Source organism: Spartobacteria bacterium UBA695 (genome assembly GCA_002298145.1).
GTDB lineage: Bacteria > Verrucomicrobiota > Verrucomicrobiia > Chthoniobacterales > Chthoniobacteraceae > UBA695.
The window spans coordinates 127,047-144,482 of record DBMP01000022.1 but is presented as its reverse complement, the minus strand read 5'-3'; the positions used below and the strand labels follow the sequence as shown (position 1 = coordinate 144,482).

The window sequence follows — 17,436 nt, the reverse complement described above, 5'->3', positions numbered from 1 at the left end:
TTGTCCACTAGATGCCGCATCCCCTGCTCGATTCCTGACTCGTTGGCCACCCCGACGTAATGCCCAAAGTAGCCATGTGCCAGCGTGTCGATATTCACCATCAGATAGCCCCGCTCTGAGAGAGAACGGTATAGCTCGGCAACCACCGATGGCGTGTTGCCCAACAGAATCACCCCGCCTTCGTTTGCGGCAAAACGGATCTGTCGGCACACCTTCTGAAGCTGTTCCCCCTGGTGCGTATGCTGAAAGAGCAACTGCGCTCCCACACGGTTCGCATGCGCCCCAATATAGTCCAGGCATTCTGCGATAAACCCCGAGGAGTAGTCCGGCACAACAACGGAGACCTGCTGCAAGCTATCCTTTGCCCGCATTTTTTGGATCACCGTGCCAATTCCGGGTCTCCGTTTGAGAAGCCCTTCCGCGGCAAGATCGTTAAGCGCGCGGCGCACGGTTCCCTGCGATATTTTCAGAATCGCCGCCACCTCGTTTTCAGGCAAAAAGTGTTCCCCATCCTTGAACTCTTCCATGATGGCCCGACGGAGAGCGTTCCGCAGTTGGGCATGAAGCGGCAGAGGGCTCCTATCGTCAAGGAAGACATGCTGAAGCCGTTCACGAGCAACTGGGGAGGGAGCCGGTTTCATTTAAAATTTCACTTTCTCCAAAAGAAGTAGAGAAACGTTTCCTTGTTTATCTTACAAGTCTAAAATGTGTCGCATCAGCGACAGCCTGTTGCCTCAAAAGTTATGACACCGGCAACAAAGGAGAATGCCGATGAGTCAGAAAGTGCGAGAAGAGATGTTGCCGAGGCTAAGGCAACGCTATGCGGGCCGAGGCAGAGAGGGCCGCACGAAGATGATCGAAGAACGCTGCGAACAATTTGGCTACAGCCGCAAGCACGCCATCAAGCTGCTGGGAGCCAAGGCAGGCAGGGGCGGTGATCCGACCAAGCGCAAAGGGCGACCGCCGACCCGGGCATGGTTGCCGAGATAAACCGGCTCTACCCGGAAGGTGTGGGAGCCATTGCACAACTACTTCCTGCCGTCGATGAAACTGATCTCCAAGGACCGACACGGAGCGAAAATCAAGCGGCGGCACAACCTTCCACAAACGCCGTGCGATCGGCTCCTGGTCTGCGCAAGCATCCCGAAGAAGACCAAGCAGCGACTGAAGCGGGAGCGGGCCTCGCTCGACCCGTTTGAACTGCACCAACGGTTGGAAGAGGGCCTCGGGAGTCACGCCGACTTCCTCGGAATCGCTCCCGGATTTTACCGTGACTCGCCATTGCAGGCGTTTCAACGATTCCTTGCTGCTGACTGAATCGAGAATGCCTTCGGCCTCTGTAAATGGCGTGTTTTCAACGGCTCTTTTTAGCCGCTTTGAACCGCAAACAACAAAATGGGACTGAACGCGCCAGGCCACATCATCCATCTCTCTTTGGATGAGTGACTTACAAAACATGGACTACATCAACGATTGGGGGGCTACATCAAAAAAACGTCAGTCACGAGCAGCCTGTATTCCAAAATGGAATATGACGAGGCTGTGCGATTTGTCTGAAACCTAGGCGTCATTTGCGCTCCTCCGTGTCATAATTGCACACATTTCTATATGATCGCAGACTAGGTCGCGAAGCTTCTTAAAATCGGACGCGCTACCTTTTCGCGCGTGTAGATTTTCGCTTAGCTTTGAAAAAGCCTCCGTCATAGATGGGAGCACCGCACGCATCTCATTCGAAAACCTTTCGTAGTGTTTATCAATTAACTCCTCACCGCGAATCTGGTCCGTTGTTGGGATACAAAACTGCTCGCGCATGTAATGCTCCGCAAGCGTGCGCAGGTGGTAAAATCCCGCGAAAACGTCTCCCTCGGCCACAGCTTGCTCGGCGTCAGACAGAATCGGCGCCAGAGATTCAGGGACCTGTCGCGACGGAAGCGGCTCGCGGCGCGGTGCACATCCGCACAAGTGAATTCTGGATCCTATGCGGTGCAGTGCGATTGTATGTATTGATTTTCTGCACGATTCACACCGAAAGATTGGGGTGAAGATCTGCTCTGTGCCCGATGGTCCTTTAAGCGGATAAAGCGAATGGATGCTAAAAGTTGAGGAAGATGCGTGCCCAGAGAACGTCGTTGTGCGCTTGCATGTGCCGCATGTTATCGAAACCGCTGGCAGGTAGAAGTAGATGGGCATGTCCTTCGTCTCGGTGCCTAAAGCTGGGCTTCCAATGCTTGCCGCACGATGGAATTGCGAAAGCTCTGGTTTGTCACCAGTATGTCTTGTTTGTAAGGCCCAGGGACGCACGTCGACCTCTTGAGCCATCGTTTTTAACGTTTCGTCTGAGCGCTGCCCGACCGTTGACAATTCGCCCGCCGTTATCGTTTTGCCTGCACCCGGAAGCAGTGCCTTTGCCAGTAGGGGTTGCGTTATTTCCCTTGCGTGATTCAAATCAACGCTGACTTTCTGGTATAGGTATTTGGTCTCAATTAGCACACGGATAGCGTTCTCGATTGCTGCAGCGACAGCCCCCTCAAAGTCGGGAGTTCCGGGGCGAACGTTATACGAGTGAGATGACTGCAATGCGATTTGCTCGGTGATATCCGTGGGCATAATCTTATATGATGCCTGCAATTGCCTGATGCGCGATCAAAGAGTTAAACGGTATCGCTGGGTGAGGCCAAATGCCCTCGCCCAATGCGGGGAGATACCAAAAGGGGAACTCAAAATAACCTTTATGTTAAAAAGGTCACGGAACAGGTTCCGTATTCTGGTGTTTTGTTCTCTTGCCAGTGTCAATTCTGGGCAAAATGAACCTCAAATGGCAAAAGGGAAGTGAACGCACTAGGCTCCACCATTTAACTCTCGTTAAATGAAGAAATTACCGAAGGTCAAAAATGAAACTACACCCCACTGTAGCTTAACCACTGCCTTCGGGGCGGCCTCTCTCCTCTCGCCCTGTTTTTTTAAATTGTATGTTTGTGCACACGTTTTGAACGTCCCTACGGGCTTTTTGTGAGGGGCAAAACTCCAGAACCAGAAAATGAACAGTGGATGCTTCGGCCAGGAGCCCGCGGCGCACCTTTTCGGAGATGCCCCGCAAATGATCGACGACTTTCTGGATGCCGGGCTCTAGGAACCGCGTGTTTGCCGCTCCCGACTCACACTTTGCGATCGAACGGATCTCCAGCATTGCCACTGCTGGCCGCTTGAATACCCACCAGCCCCCTCCCCCCAGCCGCATCGCCGCGCCGGAGGCGAGCCATTCTACGGCTTTTCCAAAAGGGGCACCGCTGTACTTCAAGCCCTAACGCAAAAAGGTAGCCTCTGCTTTTTGATAAGCACTCCAGGATCAATTTACGGGATTGGTTTGGTGATTTAGTTAAGCCGTTGGCAAAAAGGTTTTGACCTGCATTTTTGATCGATTATATTGATCAACGTTCCCCATGAAAAAACTCTCGTCAATCATGCCTGCCCGAATCGGCGGTGAATGCCTTTGCGCGATTTTCCTGATCGTGGCATTTTGCTCCCTCCAGGCCGAAAACGCGCCTCTCCCAAGCCTCATTCCAAATGAGGAGTTTCCGGCTCTAACGCCCGAACTGAAACAGGAAATCGCCGGACGCTCGCCGCTCAAGGCACGGGTGGTCGCGGACAAAGAGGGAGCGGTAAGGCTCCAAGTCGACGGAAAAGCCGAGCCATTCATGGTCGGGGGCGTCAAAGGCATGTGTTCGCCGGAAAAAATGCGGATCAAAGTCTGGAAGCAAGGCGGATACGACGTGGTCTTTGTTTTTTACGATCTGGCCTCGATCGGCATTACGCTCCACTCCTCCTATAACCGCCGGTTCTGGGAAGGACACGAGCGCTATGTACCGGAGGAAGTGGAAAACGTTCTCTGGCGGGTTGTGAAGGTCATGCCAAATGCGCGGATACTCCTTTGGCTCTGGATCGATGCCTACCCCGGCTGGGATAATGAACACCCAGGTGAACTCATTCGAAATGAGCAAGGGCTGCCGTTGGTGGCGGTAGACCATTATATTCGGTTTGGAGAAACGGCCGACCCGAAGTCAAAAGAGCGGCTGGCTTGGTCGATGTATTCCAATGTATTTCGCCAGGAAGCGGGGGAAGCGCTGCGCCGATTTGTGCAGGCGGTGGATCAGTCGACGCCAGGCAAGCAAGTCATCGGCTATGTTTTAGGCGGCGGCCAGGACGGCCAGCTCTACTCCTGGGACGCGCCCAATTTCTACCTCTCCAAAAACGCGTCGGCATGGACCGACTACAGCGCCCCCTCGGTACAAGCATGGCACCAGTGGCTGGAGGCGCGCTATGGAACGCCCAAGGCTCTTTCCAAGGCATGGAATCAATCCATCCCGGCCTTCGACACGGCAACTCCACCGGCGGCATCATCCCTGGTCGGAGAAGCCGCTTATCACGATCCCCTCACGGAGCGTCAGCAAATTGACTGGTTGCGATTCAATGCCGAAGGCCGAGCCGATCTCAGCTCTTATTTTGCAAAAATAGTGCGCGAAACCTCATCGCGTCCCACGGTAATTGGAGTGAGCGCCGGAGATGGCGGCTGCCGCTATGGCATGACCGCCAGCGGAAAACTGCTGCGTGATCCAAACGTCGATCTCTTTTTCCATCAGGCGAGTTATGGCGAAGACATCCGGCTGCCTGGCAACCCCGGCGGAGTCAATGCAATGCTAGCATCGCAGGCGCTGCACAAAAAACTTTTCCTCTGCGATATGGACCAACGGAGTTGGATCATTCCGGAGGGCAATTCATTTGGTAGCACCTCAAAAGCTAGCCTCGGGGTAATTAGCGGTAATGACCGCACCGTGGGAAGAGCCCAAAATATTGAGGAACTGCGGGCGATGTGGCGGCGTGAAACGGCCCGCCTTTGGCAAAACGGCGCGGGGCCGATGTTCCATGCGCTTGTGAATCCGGCGACGTTTGAAGATCCCGCTATTTATGAGGAATTGAAGTTCTTGAAAAAAACCGCCGACCGCATTCCTGTGCCTTCGCCATCGCGCGTGGCAGGTGACGTGGCGGTGATCTACGACGAACGCTCGGTGCATTACCTTCGAGGGGCCCTCTCCGAGCGTCATTGTCAATGGGTGGACCGGCAGCAGCACGAGCTAAACGCCTCCGGAGTTGTCTACCGATTTTACTACGCGGACGATTTCCGCGACGGCTTGGTGCCTCCGGCGAAGCTCTACCTTTTCACCAATATTTTCGAGATCGACAAGCCGTTCCGTAATGCGCTCCAAAAGGTCAAGAATAACGGGGCGACTTTGGTCTGGCTCCAAGGCACCGGATTTGCTCAACGCGACCGGACCAGTGACACGCTCAGCGAAACGACAGGCATCACACTAAAGCCTTTTGATGCAACAGCCCGTCAAACAGAGCTTAGCTCGGCCCCGGGGCTTAAACCCGCGCTCTTTGCGACGGAAAAACTGCTACAGGATACGCAGGCGGGCCTCCAAGTCGATGATCCCAAAGCAACGCCGCTAGCCTACTATGCCAATACCCCGAAAGTGGCTGCGGCTTATCGCGATCACGGCAACTGGCATGCTATTTTCATTGGCGAATACGTTCTCTCTTCAGCCCTGATCCACGCCTTGGCCCTGCAATCGGGAGCGTGGTGCGCCGCACCGGATGGGAACGTCGTTGCCGCAGGCGATGGTTGGATGAGCATTCACCCTCTCCATGACGGGCCGGTAACGCTGCGTCTCCGCGAACCGGCGTCCCTTCAAGCGCTCTGGCCGGAAACCATTGTCTCACCCCAGGCTCAAACTCACACACTCAACCTAAAAACTGGAACCACTTACCTGTTCCAACTCCGCTAACCCTTCTCTTTTTCCCTCTATGTGGATTCAAGGCAATTACCGTCGCGTCTTTCTCGATATGCATATCGACGATTGGAATGAAAAATTCCTCTCAAAGCTGGACCCGCCAGCCATTGTTGCGATGCTCAAGGATGCGGGGGCGCAGTGTTTGGCCGTCAAAGCGAAGTCCCACACCGGTCTTTGCTACTGGCCCAGTTCCATCGGACGCATGCACAAGGGGCTCAAGGGCCGGGATTACGTGGGAGAGATGACTAGCCTTTGCCACAAAAACGGCCTGGCTGTCCAAGGTTACTATTCGAACATCTTCGACAACTGGGCCTACCTAAACCATCCCTCGTGGAGATGCGTCCGGCCTGACGGTAAAACGACGATGGAGCAGGAAGGCAGCGACGGCCGTTACGGGCTGGTATGCCCTAATCATCCTGAATACCGAGATTACGTCAGACTAAACTTGCAGGAACTGGTTACCCGTTATCCCTTTGATGGGATCTTCCTGGACATGCCGTTCTGGACGGAGGTCTGCTATTGTGCGAGTTGTAAAGATCGATTCTGGCGGGAAACGGGGGCCGAAATTCCACGAATCGTCAACTGGGACGATGCACAGTGGCGTCTTTTCCAAACCCGGCGAGAAGCTTGGCTGGCCGAGTTCCTGGCGTTTTCCACCCACTGCATTCATGACCTAAAACCAGACATCACCGTGGAGCACAATTTTGCGGTGAACTGCTTTCCTTGGTTTTGCGCCACCACGGATGCGATCAACGAGGCAAGCGACTATGCTGGAGGCGATCTCTATGGTGGGCTGCTCGAAGAAAGTTTCATTTGCAAATACTACCGGAATGTTTCACGGAACCTGCCGTTTGTTTTCATTACGTCGCGCTGTGACCCGAACCTCAGGTTCCATACGACGACCAAAACTCGCGAGGAGTTGACGCTCCATGGCGCGATATCCCTTGCCCACGGCGGCGCATTCAGCATTTGTGATGGCATCAACCCCGATGGCAGTTGCTGCCCTGATGTCTATTCAAAGGTGGTCAAAAAATCTTTCGCCCATACCCAACGCTATGAACCCTATGCGGGAGGAAAGCTGGAGGCAAATGTCGCGGTCTGGTTCTCCTCTACCGCCAAGTTTCACCCCTCGCAAAATGGGAAACGCGTGGGAGAACCCGGCGGCAAGGAATACCTCGATGGCCCGTTGGGCATGGTGGGCATTCTGCGGGACAACCATATTCCGTTCGACGTGGTTGCTTCCAAGAATCTTGGCGACCTCCAGGCCGATGTACTGGTGCTCTCCGGCGTCGCCGCTATTTCGGATGGCGAAATGCGGGACATCGAGGCTTTCGTCCAGCGCGGTGGCCATTTGTATGTCAGCGGAATCGTGGGCCACCCGCGTTTGGCTGAAATGCTAAATGTCGACCTGTGCGGCATGACGGAAGAGACTTTTACTTACATGAACCCGACTGCGGAAGGCCGGGAAGCGTTTGAGGATTTTTCGGCGCTAAATCCGCTAAGCTTCAGCGGGCAGCAGGTGGTGCTCAACCTAAAGGCTCCGGCTCGCGTTCTGGCCCACACGGTCCTCCCCTATACCAAGCCAGGCACCCGGGCATTCTCGGCCATTCATTCGGACCCTCCCGGCGAGGAAAACGGCCATCCCGCCGCATTTGAAATTCGCCACGGCAAGGGGCGGATTCTCTACGTTGCCGCGCCGATTGAAACCATGAAGCCGTACATGTGCCGGAAGACCGTTAAAAATCTGATCCTCTCCCTTTGCGGAGAACTGAAGTTCACGGCCCATGCTCCGGCCTCTGCGGAGATACTAAGCTGGAGAAAGGAAAACCGCCGGTTCTTCGCCATTCTCAACGAACAGGAGACCATGCCGCCTTCTCCCTTATACGAAGTTTTCATCGAGGTTCCGGCCCCAGTCCATAAAGCCGTGTTGCTTGGAAATGGGGAAGAGTGCCGCGTGAAACCCTCGGGCTCCGGTGCAAGGATTTACTTACCAAAGATCGATCTCTTTGAAATGGTGGAGGTTTTCTAGAGCGCTTTCCCAGGAAGGTCTTTACAAAAATTTGGGAGCGCCGTGGGTGCTCCCAAATTTGTAAAGACTGAAGGATAATCGCTCTATAGCCAACCACGCTCCCGGAGCGCTTGGTTGACCAGCCGGGCAATCATGCGGTATCCCGTGGCGTTGATGTGGGTAATGTCACTCTGCGGCCGTAGCGAAGAAGGCATGATACCCGCAGCTTGATCCCGGAGATCCGCCGCCACCGCTTCGTCCGTGGCTTCGGGGAACCAGTCACGCGTGCGGTATCCGCTTCCAGCATTGCTTCCCGAGGCGGTCATCCATGCTTGAAGATCGAGATAATTTTCGGGGGCCAGTTTCTGGATCACCTCGTTACATTCCCCGATCCATTGAGTCCAGGAAGCGATGGCATCGGGAGAAGACTCCGAGGGCAGGCGGTTGACGAGACCCAACACCAAGACCCGAATCGATCGGGAATGAAGCTCGGCTAGAATCTCGGAAAGGCTTTGCCGCACATCGTCCGCCTGCATGCCGTTGGCTCCCATCCAGATCACGCATATGGCTGCGGCCTTGGGCGAGGGCGATTCTCCGCTGATCTCCCGGCCCTGGCGCACCCATCGCCCGCGAGTCGTCGTTGTGGAATAGATATCTGGACACAAGAATCCGTCTCCATTCGCAAGGGATTGGCTCTCCCAACGATAAACCTCCACTTCGCCTGATTTATCAGAACGGATTTTCACCTGCATTCCATCTTCCAAGAAGGAGCGAACTTGATTGATCTGCGGCTGGTGAATCCGATTTTCATACTCTTGGGGTGGAATTGCCCGAAGCTGCCCCTTGGATAGCACCGGACAATCCTGCAAATAGAAGCGATATTTGAGATGTCGGGGAATCCATCCCGGCGCTCCGCGGTTCACGATATTAGCGCCGCTCAGCTTGCTCAGTTCAGCGGGCCAACTGGTACCATCTCCGCCCACCCCGGCGGTTAAAGAATCCCCCAGGCAGAGAATTTCAACGGATTTTTCATCTGCTTGCACACGCGGCGCAAGAAAGAGTGCCAGGGCCATCATCGTCTGTACGAATCTCATCGGCTACGCTGGGACGTTTAAGCTTAAGACCATCTCTTCATTCACCTTTTTGCCGAGGAGGAAGAACTTTCGCTCCGGATACCAAAGTACCAGCCCCTCCTCGTTTGGTGTCGTGCTCGCGTACATGGCCAGATCGGCACGCAGCACCGGCACTCCGCCGTTGTCCATGAAAAACCAGGGCTCTGAAAACCATAGCGGCTGCCGCGCTCCCGGCCTGAATTCCGCCCGTGCAAGGCAGATGGGCCGCCGATGCTGATTGGAATCCGATGGCGTGTAGTGTTGAAAATGGCCATCGTGGTTATGATAGAAAAAGACGTAGTTCGTCTCGTTAAGCCGATAGATTGGACAAGGACTGCAGGGGTGCGGCAAAACCGGACCGTCATCGTATTGCCGGAGGGGTTCCGGCAAGGACCATGTCTCGCCCTGGTCGTCTGATACCGAATAATACGGGCTCCCCAATGTGGTGCGCATCACGACAAACAGCCGTCCATCGGGCATTTCGACCCAACTCGGTTCCTGCACCACGGGAACGTGCGGATAGCCGATCAACCCGACTTGCAGCGCCTTTTCGCCGCTCATCAGGTAGGTGATTTTTAAATCCTCCGGCGCGGGGTCGTCATCAATGTTTTCAAAACGCATGAACTCCACAACGGCAGCTTCCGCCCACCACTCGGGACGCGGAGCGGGCGGACGAACGGCAGGGCTCACCCAATGCGTCCAGCCTGCAAGATATTTGCCGGTGGATAACCGAACCGGCTTTTGCCATACGATCCAGTTGATTGGAATTTTCGGGTCCGGGTTGTCCCATATGGACCGTGGCATCGGCAGCAGGACTTGGTCTGACCACGTTTCGCCTTGGTCATCACTGTAGATGCACGCCATCAATCCAGTGGTATGGGTGAAGACATCGTTGACGCCAATATGGCGATTGAAGATCACGTAGATCCTGCCCGACCTCGATACCAACGGAAAGGCCCAGCTAGCCATACCAAGCCCCCTTTCCGGCTCCGGCCCCGCAATGGTTTTGGGCGCGGGCCAAGTTTTGCCGCCGTCGAGGCTTTTAGTGAAAACAATGTGCTGATCCGGGTGCCCCTCATAGCTGCTCTGCGTCCAAATGGCAAACAGACCACCGCCAGGCAGCGCTTCCACGAGGAAATGCTCGTTGCCGGTGTCACCCGTGGAACCGTCGCTGCTTTTTGGAATATAGGTGATGAAATCAGGGGCGGTTCGGTTAACTTCGAGGATATGGTTCATAGTTTTGGGGAAAGCGTTTTTAGGACTTGTGCATGGTCGCAAATAACCCTTTACAGTTTTTGATCGATCATGTAAATCTAATTGCAGGTTTCCAAATCTCACCCCCCTCAAGTGATGATCCCTCCATTTCCCAAAAGCCCTACTGTTCGCCAGGGTTTGTTCAGCCCGGACCTTCGGATAAAAAAGGCGGCGTTCACCCTCATTGAACTCCTTGCGGTGCTCTCCATTCTTGGAGTCATGATGGGGCTGGCCCTTCCCGCCATCAACGGGCTTCAAGGGGCAGGAGACACGACCAAGGCGGCCTATGACATCAGCGATGCCCTGGCAAATGCGCGCGCCTATGCCATTGCCCATAATACTTATGTATGGGTCGGATTTTTCGAGGAAGATGCATCCCGTCCTTCCGCCAACCCAGCGCTCGCTGGCATCGGCAGGGTTGTCATCTCCGTGGTTGCATCCAAAGACGGAACCATGATTTATGATCCCGCCAGCTCCGGCAATCATCCGCTTACTCCGGGTAGCCTGAATCAACTCAACCGGCTCATCAAAATAGAAAACGCCCACCTGGCCTCGTTTGCCGATGGCTTAGGTACTGGCGATACCTTCGATACGCGTCCGGCGGTGGGCTCAAACGACGCGCGGATCGGCGGCAGCAATCCTCCAGACTCAACCCGCTATCCCTTTTCGTATCCGGTAGGTGCCGCCACCTCCACGCCCCAATATACCTTTGTCAAAACAATCCAGTTCAACCCCCGTGGCGAAAATATCATCAACAGCACCCTTAGCATGAAGCCCGTGGTGGAAATCGGCCTACAGTCCGCACATGGCGCGACCGTCACGGGTAATAGCCAAAATACCGTCGCGGTTCAAATCACCGGCATCGGCGGAAATGTAAAAGTCTACAGGCGATGAAGTCCACCGGCTCTGGCGCGGATGCCTTTTCTCTTGTTGAAATCACGCTGACGCTCGGCATCGCCGCCTTTTGTCTTATCACCGTTTTCGGGTTGTTGCCTGTCGGCATCACCAGCCACAAGACCGCGCGCGAACAGACAGTGGCCAACGGGATTCTTTCGGCGGTCATTTCCGATCTTCGCAATACGCCGCGGACCATTCCGCGCGGCCAAGCGGCAGGAACCCCGCAATTCGCCATCCAAATTCCAGCCAACCCCGTGGCCGCCGCTCCAGGCGACACCACCCTCTATTTTTCCGAAAGCGGGGAGCGCCTGGGCTCCGCCGAGGCGGCCCGTTACCGGATCACGGTCTCTTTCTGTGCCAACGGCAGCGCGGCGAAGACAGCAACGTTCGTTCGCCTGCGGGCGAGTTGGCCCGCTTCACTTGAGACCGCATCGGCCTCAGGAGTGATGGAAACCTTCTGCGCCCTGGATCGAAACTAATATGGAGCCGCGATCCGACAACGTCTCGTTGAGGGGCGAGCGCAAAGCTTTCACGCTTCTTGAGCTATTGGTCTCGATCGCCGTTCTCTCGCTGCTCGTGGTGATGGTGACTCAGCTCGTCAACAGCACCGCTGTCGTGACGGTTTTCTCCACCAAAAACATGGATGCCAATGAGCAGGCGCGCGTTCTTCTGGACCGGCTGAACACGGACTTCACGCGAATGGTTAGACGCGGCGATGTTGACTATTTGCTAAAGGTCAAGCAGACCACACCGCAGGCGGGCAACGACTTGCTAGCCTTCTTTAGCGAAGTGCCCGGCTATTCCAACGGTTCGCCCAGCCCAGTCTCGCTGGTGGCCTACCGCATCAATACCAACCTCCAGTTTGAACGGCTCGGCAAAGGCCTTCTTTGGAACGGTGCCTCGGGCGCGGAAGCCCCCATGGTTTTCCTGCCGAAAACTATCGCGCTCACCTGGCCTGCCATCACAAACTCCGCCGCCACCGACAGCAATTTCGAAACCATCGGGCCACAGGTCTTCCGCTTCGAGTATTTCTACTTTCTCAAAAACGGTGTTTGCAGCGCCACACCATGGGATCCAACGATCAGCACTGGGATCAATGGACTCCGGGATGTGGCCGCCATTGCGGTCGTCATCGCGGTGATCGATCCCCGTAGTCGAAATCTCATCACCCAGGATCAGCTCAACACCCTGGCGGGACAAATGGAGGATTTCGCCGAGGGAATGAAACCCGGCGATCTTGAAACTCAGTGGCAAAGCAAAATTAACGCAAGCCCCCTTCCCCGCCCTGTAGCTTCGTCCATTCGTGTGTACGGCAGGTTCTTTTATTTAGCCACCACCCCCCAGTAAAATGAATCTACCTTTCCCCAAGCGTCAGCAAGGTATCGCACTCATCATTATTCTGGGGTTCATTGTTCTTTCCACCGGCTTGATCGTTGCTTTCTTTTCCCGGACGGTCACCGACCGCCAACTGGCCAACAGCAGCTTTTCCCAAGCTAAAGCGGATCAACTGGCTTTAAGCGCAGCGAATATCATCCTGGGAGATTTGAAACAAGAGATCCTCATGGGCTCGACCGCCATGACGATCAACAACGTCACCACTTACCAGCCTCGTTCGCCAGGTGGCACCGCAGCTGCAACGGCCTACATGCTGCCCACGCGAGATGCCACCGCCGCCACGCTGGATGCCATTCCTAATTATGTCCGGAGAAGCGGATCTTCGCAGTTTGCCTTTCAAATGCTGGACGGATCGCGGGTCGGAACAGGAGCCGGTTCCGCGGGCGTCAGTTCCACCACGGCCTCGATCAATGGCCGAAGCATCTCGGGCTCTCGCTGGAACAAACACTACCTGATTCCCAAGGCCGACACCACCAATGACAAAACAGACCCTGTCGCCGCTTTCACCGCAATCGTTCCCTATTGGGTGACTGTCACCGACCAGGGCCCGCAAGTGCTCACCACCCCCACCAATACCGTCATTGGCCGCTATGCCTATGTTATTTACGACGAGGGCGGCTTGCTCGATGCCAATGTGGTGGGATTTCCCACGGGAACCTCTGATAGTCAAAAAGGCTATAAAGGTTCCCTTTCCTATTCCGATCTCACCACGGCTCTGGCGAACGCCACCCCACCCATCAGTTTTCCTCAGCTCCAGATGGATAACATTGTGGGCTGGCGCAATTACGCATCGGCTCAGGCATCAGGTTCGTTCCCTGGCAATTTTTCCTTCCACTCTGCCACGCCGTACTACAATGCCGTCGTCTCCAATACGAGCGGATTTCTGAACACGACTGGCACCCTTTGGAACGGCTTCAGCGATCAGGCATTCTTGAGCCGTCAGGAGTTGATTGCCTTCCAAAGCCGCGCTGGGTTCCCTTCAACCGCGCTCCAGTACCTGACCCATTTCACCCGCACCCTCAATGCACCAAGCTGGAGGCCGCTGACGAACTACACCGCTCCCTACACCTACCTCACCTCGGGCACCACTGCGGCCGCTCTCAATCGCGATGTTCTCAGTGTGAGAGCAATGGTGACTGGCACCACCACGCTGACGCATTACGACGATTCGGGGAACCTCAATAACTACAAGGTCGTTCAGGGCCAACCCTTGCTGCAACGCCGCTTTTCGCTTGCCAGGATTAAATGGCTGACGCCCTCAGGTCCGTTAGCAGGGTATGAAGAAGCCGTTCACGCCTGCTTCGGGTTGCAATGGAACAAGACTGCCGGCATTTGGACCTACACGGGATCGCTCGCCACCAGCATCCAGAGCAGCATCAAAACGCTGGATCAAGTTGCCTCGGAAAACCGGGAGCCGAATTTCTTCGAGCTTCTCCAAGCTGGGATATTGCAGGGATCGCTTGCTGTCGACGGAGGCGGCAGTGTCAATTACCCCAGCACTCATCAGCAGAAACTCACACTTCAAGTATTGCGGATCGGGGCGTGCATTATTGACCAATATGACACGGACTCTTTCCCCACGGTGATCGAATACAATGCCGCGGGGGGCACTCCGTATTGGCGCGCGACCGGCATTGAGAATCTGCCGTTGATCAACGCTTTCAAGCCCGTGTTCGGCTTTGCCGCAAATGCGCCCCTTCCCTCGGTTCCGTTACAGTCCTATTTTGTATGGCAGTTGTGGAACCCGAATCGGCTCGTTGAGACGCCCACCTCAGTGCCAAAGGTCCGCATCCATCTTAAAGGATCGTTCCTCATGTGCAATGAGTGGGCCGATCCTTCCAAATACCCTCCCAACCAAGGCTATAACGGCATTCCTGCTTCCAAATTCGCCATAGATGCCAGCTATGAATTTCCCGCTTCGGTTACGAGCGGCTCGGCTTACGCCTCCACTGGTTATATTCTGCCCACGAGTGATTTCACCTCGTTATCAACCACCGCGCCGGGATGGAGCACCACCCCTTTGCTGGGGGGCACCAGCTATTTCGCCTATCGCATGCCCGACTTCGTTTTGAACACCGACCCGACAGTCCACACCGGCACGGGAACCCACGCGGTTCCTACTTCTTATTCGAGCACGGATACCTGGAACGTGGTCCGGTTCTTTAGCAGCTACGACCAGAATAATCCGGTCCAGATGTCGCTGGAATTTCAAAATTCTTCGAACCAATGGATCGCTTATTCCTTCAACTCCGGGATCAATGACCCGGTAACGTCTATTAAAGGGGGGATCAACTGGCCGCTTCTTTTTTCCTTCACCCAAAGCCCCTATCCGGCCACTCCGGCGGCCTGGGCCACGGCATGGCAAGCCAAGCTCAGCAGTTCCTCCTATGTGACTTTTTCGGGGGCAAACCGCATCATCTATGGCAGCACCAATTTTACCAGCGACCCACGAAGCATTCGCTTTAACCAATGGCAATACGACGCGAATTACGGCGCTGCCAATTTGAGCCTGTGGCCTTCAACTCAACCCTGTGGCTATGGCGCAGGCCACAGCCCAGCCTCAAGCGTCAGTTCCATCGCCAGTGATGCCATTTATACTTCCGGCAGCATGCTTACCCCCAATATCGGGGCGCAGGAGATACCCCGTCTTTTTTATGACCCAACGCTGGTCTCCCCCTACGAAGGCGCCTTCTACTTCCCCGCCTGGCTGGCCCGCAATTCCAGCCCCAACAAGGTCACCACATCTTCGACGTGTTCCGGTTATCCCGACCGCGACGGAGTCCAGCGCTGGGCAGATAGTGGGCTCTATGGCTTGACCTCAGGCACCAGCGGAGGCAACCCTTTTGAAAACGCGGCCGATCGCCCCGTGATTCTCAATCGCCCCTTCCAGAGCGTGGCGGAACTGGGTTACGCGTTCCGGGATGACCCGTGGCGCACCCTGGATTTCTTTACCAGCCAAAGCGCCGATGCCTCTCTCCTTGATCTCTTTTCTCTGGCAGATGAAGGGGCGGTCGCCGCGGGAAAGATTAACCTCAACAGCCGTCTTGCGACCTGTTTGCAAGCGGCCCTCGGCGGGGTGATTCAGGAACCGGTGGGCAAAATACCACTCAGCGCGGCGGACGCCCAAAGCCTGGCGCAGCAGTTGGTTGCGTTCACCACCGGCACCACCGGGCCGTTGCTGGATTCATCCCAGTTAGCTACGGCCTTCCTTTCCGTCACCGGCACGGCGGGCACGACCGCAACACCTCTTATCAAAACGACTCGGGAAGCCGTCATTCGCGGTCTGGCCAGCGTGGGGCAGACCCGCACGTGGAATTTATTGGTGGATATCGTCGCCCAATCTGGCCGCTATAGCCCCAGCGCCATTGCGCAAAGAGATCTGACCAAGTTCACCGTCGATGGGGAACGCCATTACTGGGCTCACATTGCCATTGACCGATTCACCAATGAAGTCGTTGATTTGCAACTTGAACCTGTAAACGAATGAACTCCCGATTTTTGACTTCCTGCGCGCGTATCGGTGCCGCACTTGCTCTTGCGTGGATTGCAGAGCTGCCGCTGGCCGCCGAACCTGCCGCAGACGCACCTCCGCAGGCGCCCTATGTTGCGCCGCTGCCAGACCGGTTGCAATGGTCCGTGATCATCAAGACCGCCGGAGAAGAGGCCCCAAACATAACCCCGGACGCCTCAGCCGTGTCTCCATGGGCACCGGTCCGGGTGGATTCCGTCAAATTTGGCATCTATAGGCACGCCATCGAGACTTTTCACAACGGTCAAAAACGGGACTACTGGTTTGCCGGGGAAATGATGCTGGATTTCGACAGTAGCGGAAAAAACGTGATGGTTGTGGATTACAAAGCTTTGCAAAAGGACTTCGCAATCAGCGTCGGCGACCCCCAAGTCATGGCCGGATGGGAAGCGTTCTCATGGATTAACCTTGGCGCTTACAGAGGGCTTGCCGTGATTGGAAAAGAGCCCTGCCATCACTACGTTCTCGATGGAGCGGGTACGGTTGAGGCGTGGATCAGCGTGCGTACCAAATTCCCGCTGGTTTACCGGTTTCACCACCAAACGTATTTGTTCCAATATGGACCGACGCCAACGGATTTGCCCCTTCCTCCGGAATATCAGAAATCGTGGAGCCAATACCAAGACATGGCCACGAGAGCCCGGTTCCTCCAGAACTCAGGCGACCGCTAGGGCGTTTCCTGCCCGTCGACCTGAATCTTTTCCAACACCTTGACTTGGTGTTTGCTGCCAAAAAGGACGTGCTTGCGCATCGCCCGCTCGGCGATATCCGCCTTTCCGGTCAGAATCGCTTCGAGCAAAAGGCGATGCCACCGGGGAGGGCTGGGCCACACTTTGGCGCTCACCCAACTAAAAAACATGAAATGCCGCCGCCAGGAACGCTCCAACTCCCGGAGCAACAAGGCACTGCCGGTTAGGCGGGCAAGCTCAAGGTGAAACTCCTGGTGGATCTGCATATTCTTCATGGAATAATCCGTGCCCTGCACAATCAGATTGTCCACCTGGTCAGCCAGCTCTTCCAAGCGAGGAACATGACTCGGCTTGATGCACCCGGACGCGATGCGGGCGATCTGGCATTCCAGAGCCTCGCGCAGCGCCAGCTCGTCGTTAAGCTTTTCCGTCGTGATCGGCGAGACGCGAGTGCCATACATCGGAGCACTTTCCGCCATGCCGTCCGATTCAAGTCGCCATAGAGCTTCGGAAACAGTCGCCTGGCTCAATCCGAAACGCTTGCAGAGTTCGCGCCGAAGCAACCTTTGCCCAGGCTGGAGTTTGCCGCTTAGGATTTCAATCTCAAGCAAACGGAATAACCGTACCGCCTGAGTTTCAAATCCAAGGCTTTGATTTAGGGGCTCACTCTGGGCTGGAGTTTTGATGTTCACTTAGTTTAGCTACT

14 protein-coding genes are annotated in these 17,436 nt (G+C 55.5%); 9 read left to right on the top strand and 5 right to left on the bottom strand.

Annotated features, from left to right (window positions below; all coding sequences use genetic code 11):
* The coding region (locus tag B2828_RS12525) for a GntR family transcriptional regulator (RefSeq protein WP_479634089.1) at positions 1-527 on the bottom strand (527 nt) is incomplete at its 3' end.
* 325 nt (positions 528-852) lie between these two features.
* On the opposite strand from B2828_RS12525, the gene B2828_RS12520 reads away from it, so the two are divergent.
* Together B2828_RS12520 and B2828_RS12515 are read left to right on the top strand one after the other, a co-directional pair.
* Positions 853-990, top strand: coding sequence for a hypothetical protein (locus B2828_RS12520; protein WP_479634088.1), 138 nt, complete (start codon positions 853-855; stop codon positions 988-990).
* A gap of 54 nt (positions 991-1,044) precedes the next feature.
* The gene (locus B2828_RS12515) at positions 1,045-1,317 is read left to right on the top strand and encodes a hypothetical protein (protein WP_479634087.1); all 273 of its coding nucleotides are present in this window, start codon (positions 1,045-1,047) and stop codon (positions 1,315-1,317) included.
* A 243-nt stretch (positions 1,318-1,560) separates the two neighbouring features.
* On the opposite strand, the gene B2828_RS12510 is transcribed toward B2828_RS12515, so the two are convergent.
* Positions 1,561-2,607, bottom strand: a complete 1,047-nt coding sequence (locus tag B2828_RS12510; protein WP_479634086.1) for a hypothetical protein — start codon at positions 2,605-2,607, stop codon at positions 1,561-1,563.
* Positions 2,608-3,461: 854 nt separating this feature from the next.
* Here B2828_RS12510 and B2828_RS12505 point away from each other — a divergent pair.
* Both B2828_RS12505 and B2828_RS12500 read left to right on the top strand, forming a co-directional pair.
* A complete protein-coding gene (locus tag B2828_RS12505; protein WP_479634085.1) occupies positions 3,462-5,840 on the top strand; it encodes a beta-galactosidase in 2,379 nt (792 codons plus the stop codon).
* Between the two features lie 19 nt (positions 5,841-5,859).
* Positions 5,860-7,875: an alpha-L-fucosidase gene (locus tag B2828_RS12500; protein ID WP_479634084.1), complete on the top strand. Its 2,016-nt coding sequence runs from the start codon at positions 5,860-5,862 to the stop codon at positions 7,873-7,875.
* 83 nt (positions 7,876-7,958) lie between these two features.
* Here the strand turns inward: B2828_RS12500 and B2828_RS12495 are convergent, their stop codons facing one another.
* Both B2828_RS12495 and B2828_RS12490 read right to left on the bottom strand, forming a co-directional pair.
* Positions 7,959-8,930 carry an SGNH/GDSL hydrolase family protein gene (locus B2828_RS12495; RefSeq protein WP_479634083.1) on the bottom strand — a complete coding sequence of 324 codons (972 nt, stop codon included), beginning with the start codon at positions 8,928-8,930 and terminating at the stop codon, positions 7,959-7,961.
* 21 nt (positions 8,931-8,951) lie between these two features.
* Complete coding sequence (locus B2828_RS12490) at positions 8,952-10,202, bottom strand: exo-alpha-sialidase (RefSeq protein WP_479634082.1); 1,251 nt, start codon at positions 10,200-10,202, stop codon at positions 8,952-8,954.
* Positions 10,203-10,316: 114 nt separating this feature from the next.
* Here B2828_RS12490 and B2828_RS12485 point away from each other — a divergent pair, with 114 nt between their 5' ends.
* From B2828_RS12485 to B2828_RS12465, 5 genes are read left to right on the top strand one after another with little or no spacing between them, the layout of a single operon-like run.
* A complete protein-coding gene (locus B2828_RS12485) occupies positions 10,317-11,114 on the top strand; it encodes a pilus assembly FimT family protein (RefSeq protein WP_479634081.1) in 798 nt (265 codons plus the stop codon).
* Positions 11,111-11,596 (top strand): hypothetical protein, encoded by a 486-nt coding sequence (locus B2828_RS12480; RefSeq protein WP_479634080.1) that lies wholly within the window; start codon positions 11,111-11,113, stop codon positions 11,594-11,596. Before B2828_RS12485 ends, B2828_RS12480 begins: the two co-directional genes overlap by 4 nt.
* Before the next feature lies 1 nt (position 11,597).
* A complete protein-coding gene (locus B2828_RS12475; RefSeq protein ID WP_479634079.1) occupies positions 11,598-12,464 on the top strand; it encodes a PulJ/GspJ family protein in 867 nt (288 codons plus the stop codon).
* 1 nt (position 12,465) lies between these two features.
* Positions 12,466-15,999, top strand: coding sequence for a hypothetical protein (locus tag B2828_RS12470; RefSeq protein ID WP_479634078.1), 3,534 nt, complete (start codon positions 12,466-12,468; stop codon positions 15,997-15,999).
* Positions 15,996-16,712, top strand: a complete 717-nt coding sequence (locus B2828_RS12465) for a hypothetical protein (RefSeq protein ID WP_479634077.1) — start codon at positions 15,996-15,998, stop codon at positions 16,710-16,712. The genes B2828_RS12470 and B2828_RS12465 overlap by 4 nt, the downstream gene beginning before the upstream one ends.
* On the opposite strand, the gene B2828_RS12460 is transcribed toward B2828_RS12465, so the two are convergent.
* Positions 16,709-17,422 (bottom strand): GntR family transcriptional regulator, encoded by a 714-nt coding sequence (locus B2828_RS12460; RefSeq protein WP_479634076.1) that lies wholly within the window; start codon positions 17,420-17,422, stop codon positions 16,709-16,711. The genes B2828_RS12465 and B2828_RS12460 overlap by 4 nt on opposite strands.
* Positions 17,423-17,436 lie beyond the last annotated feature (14 nt).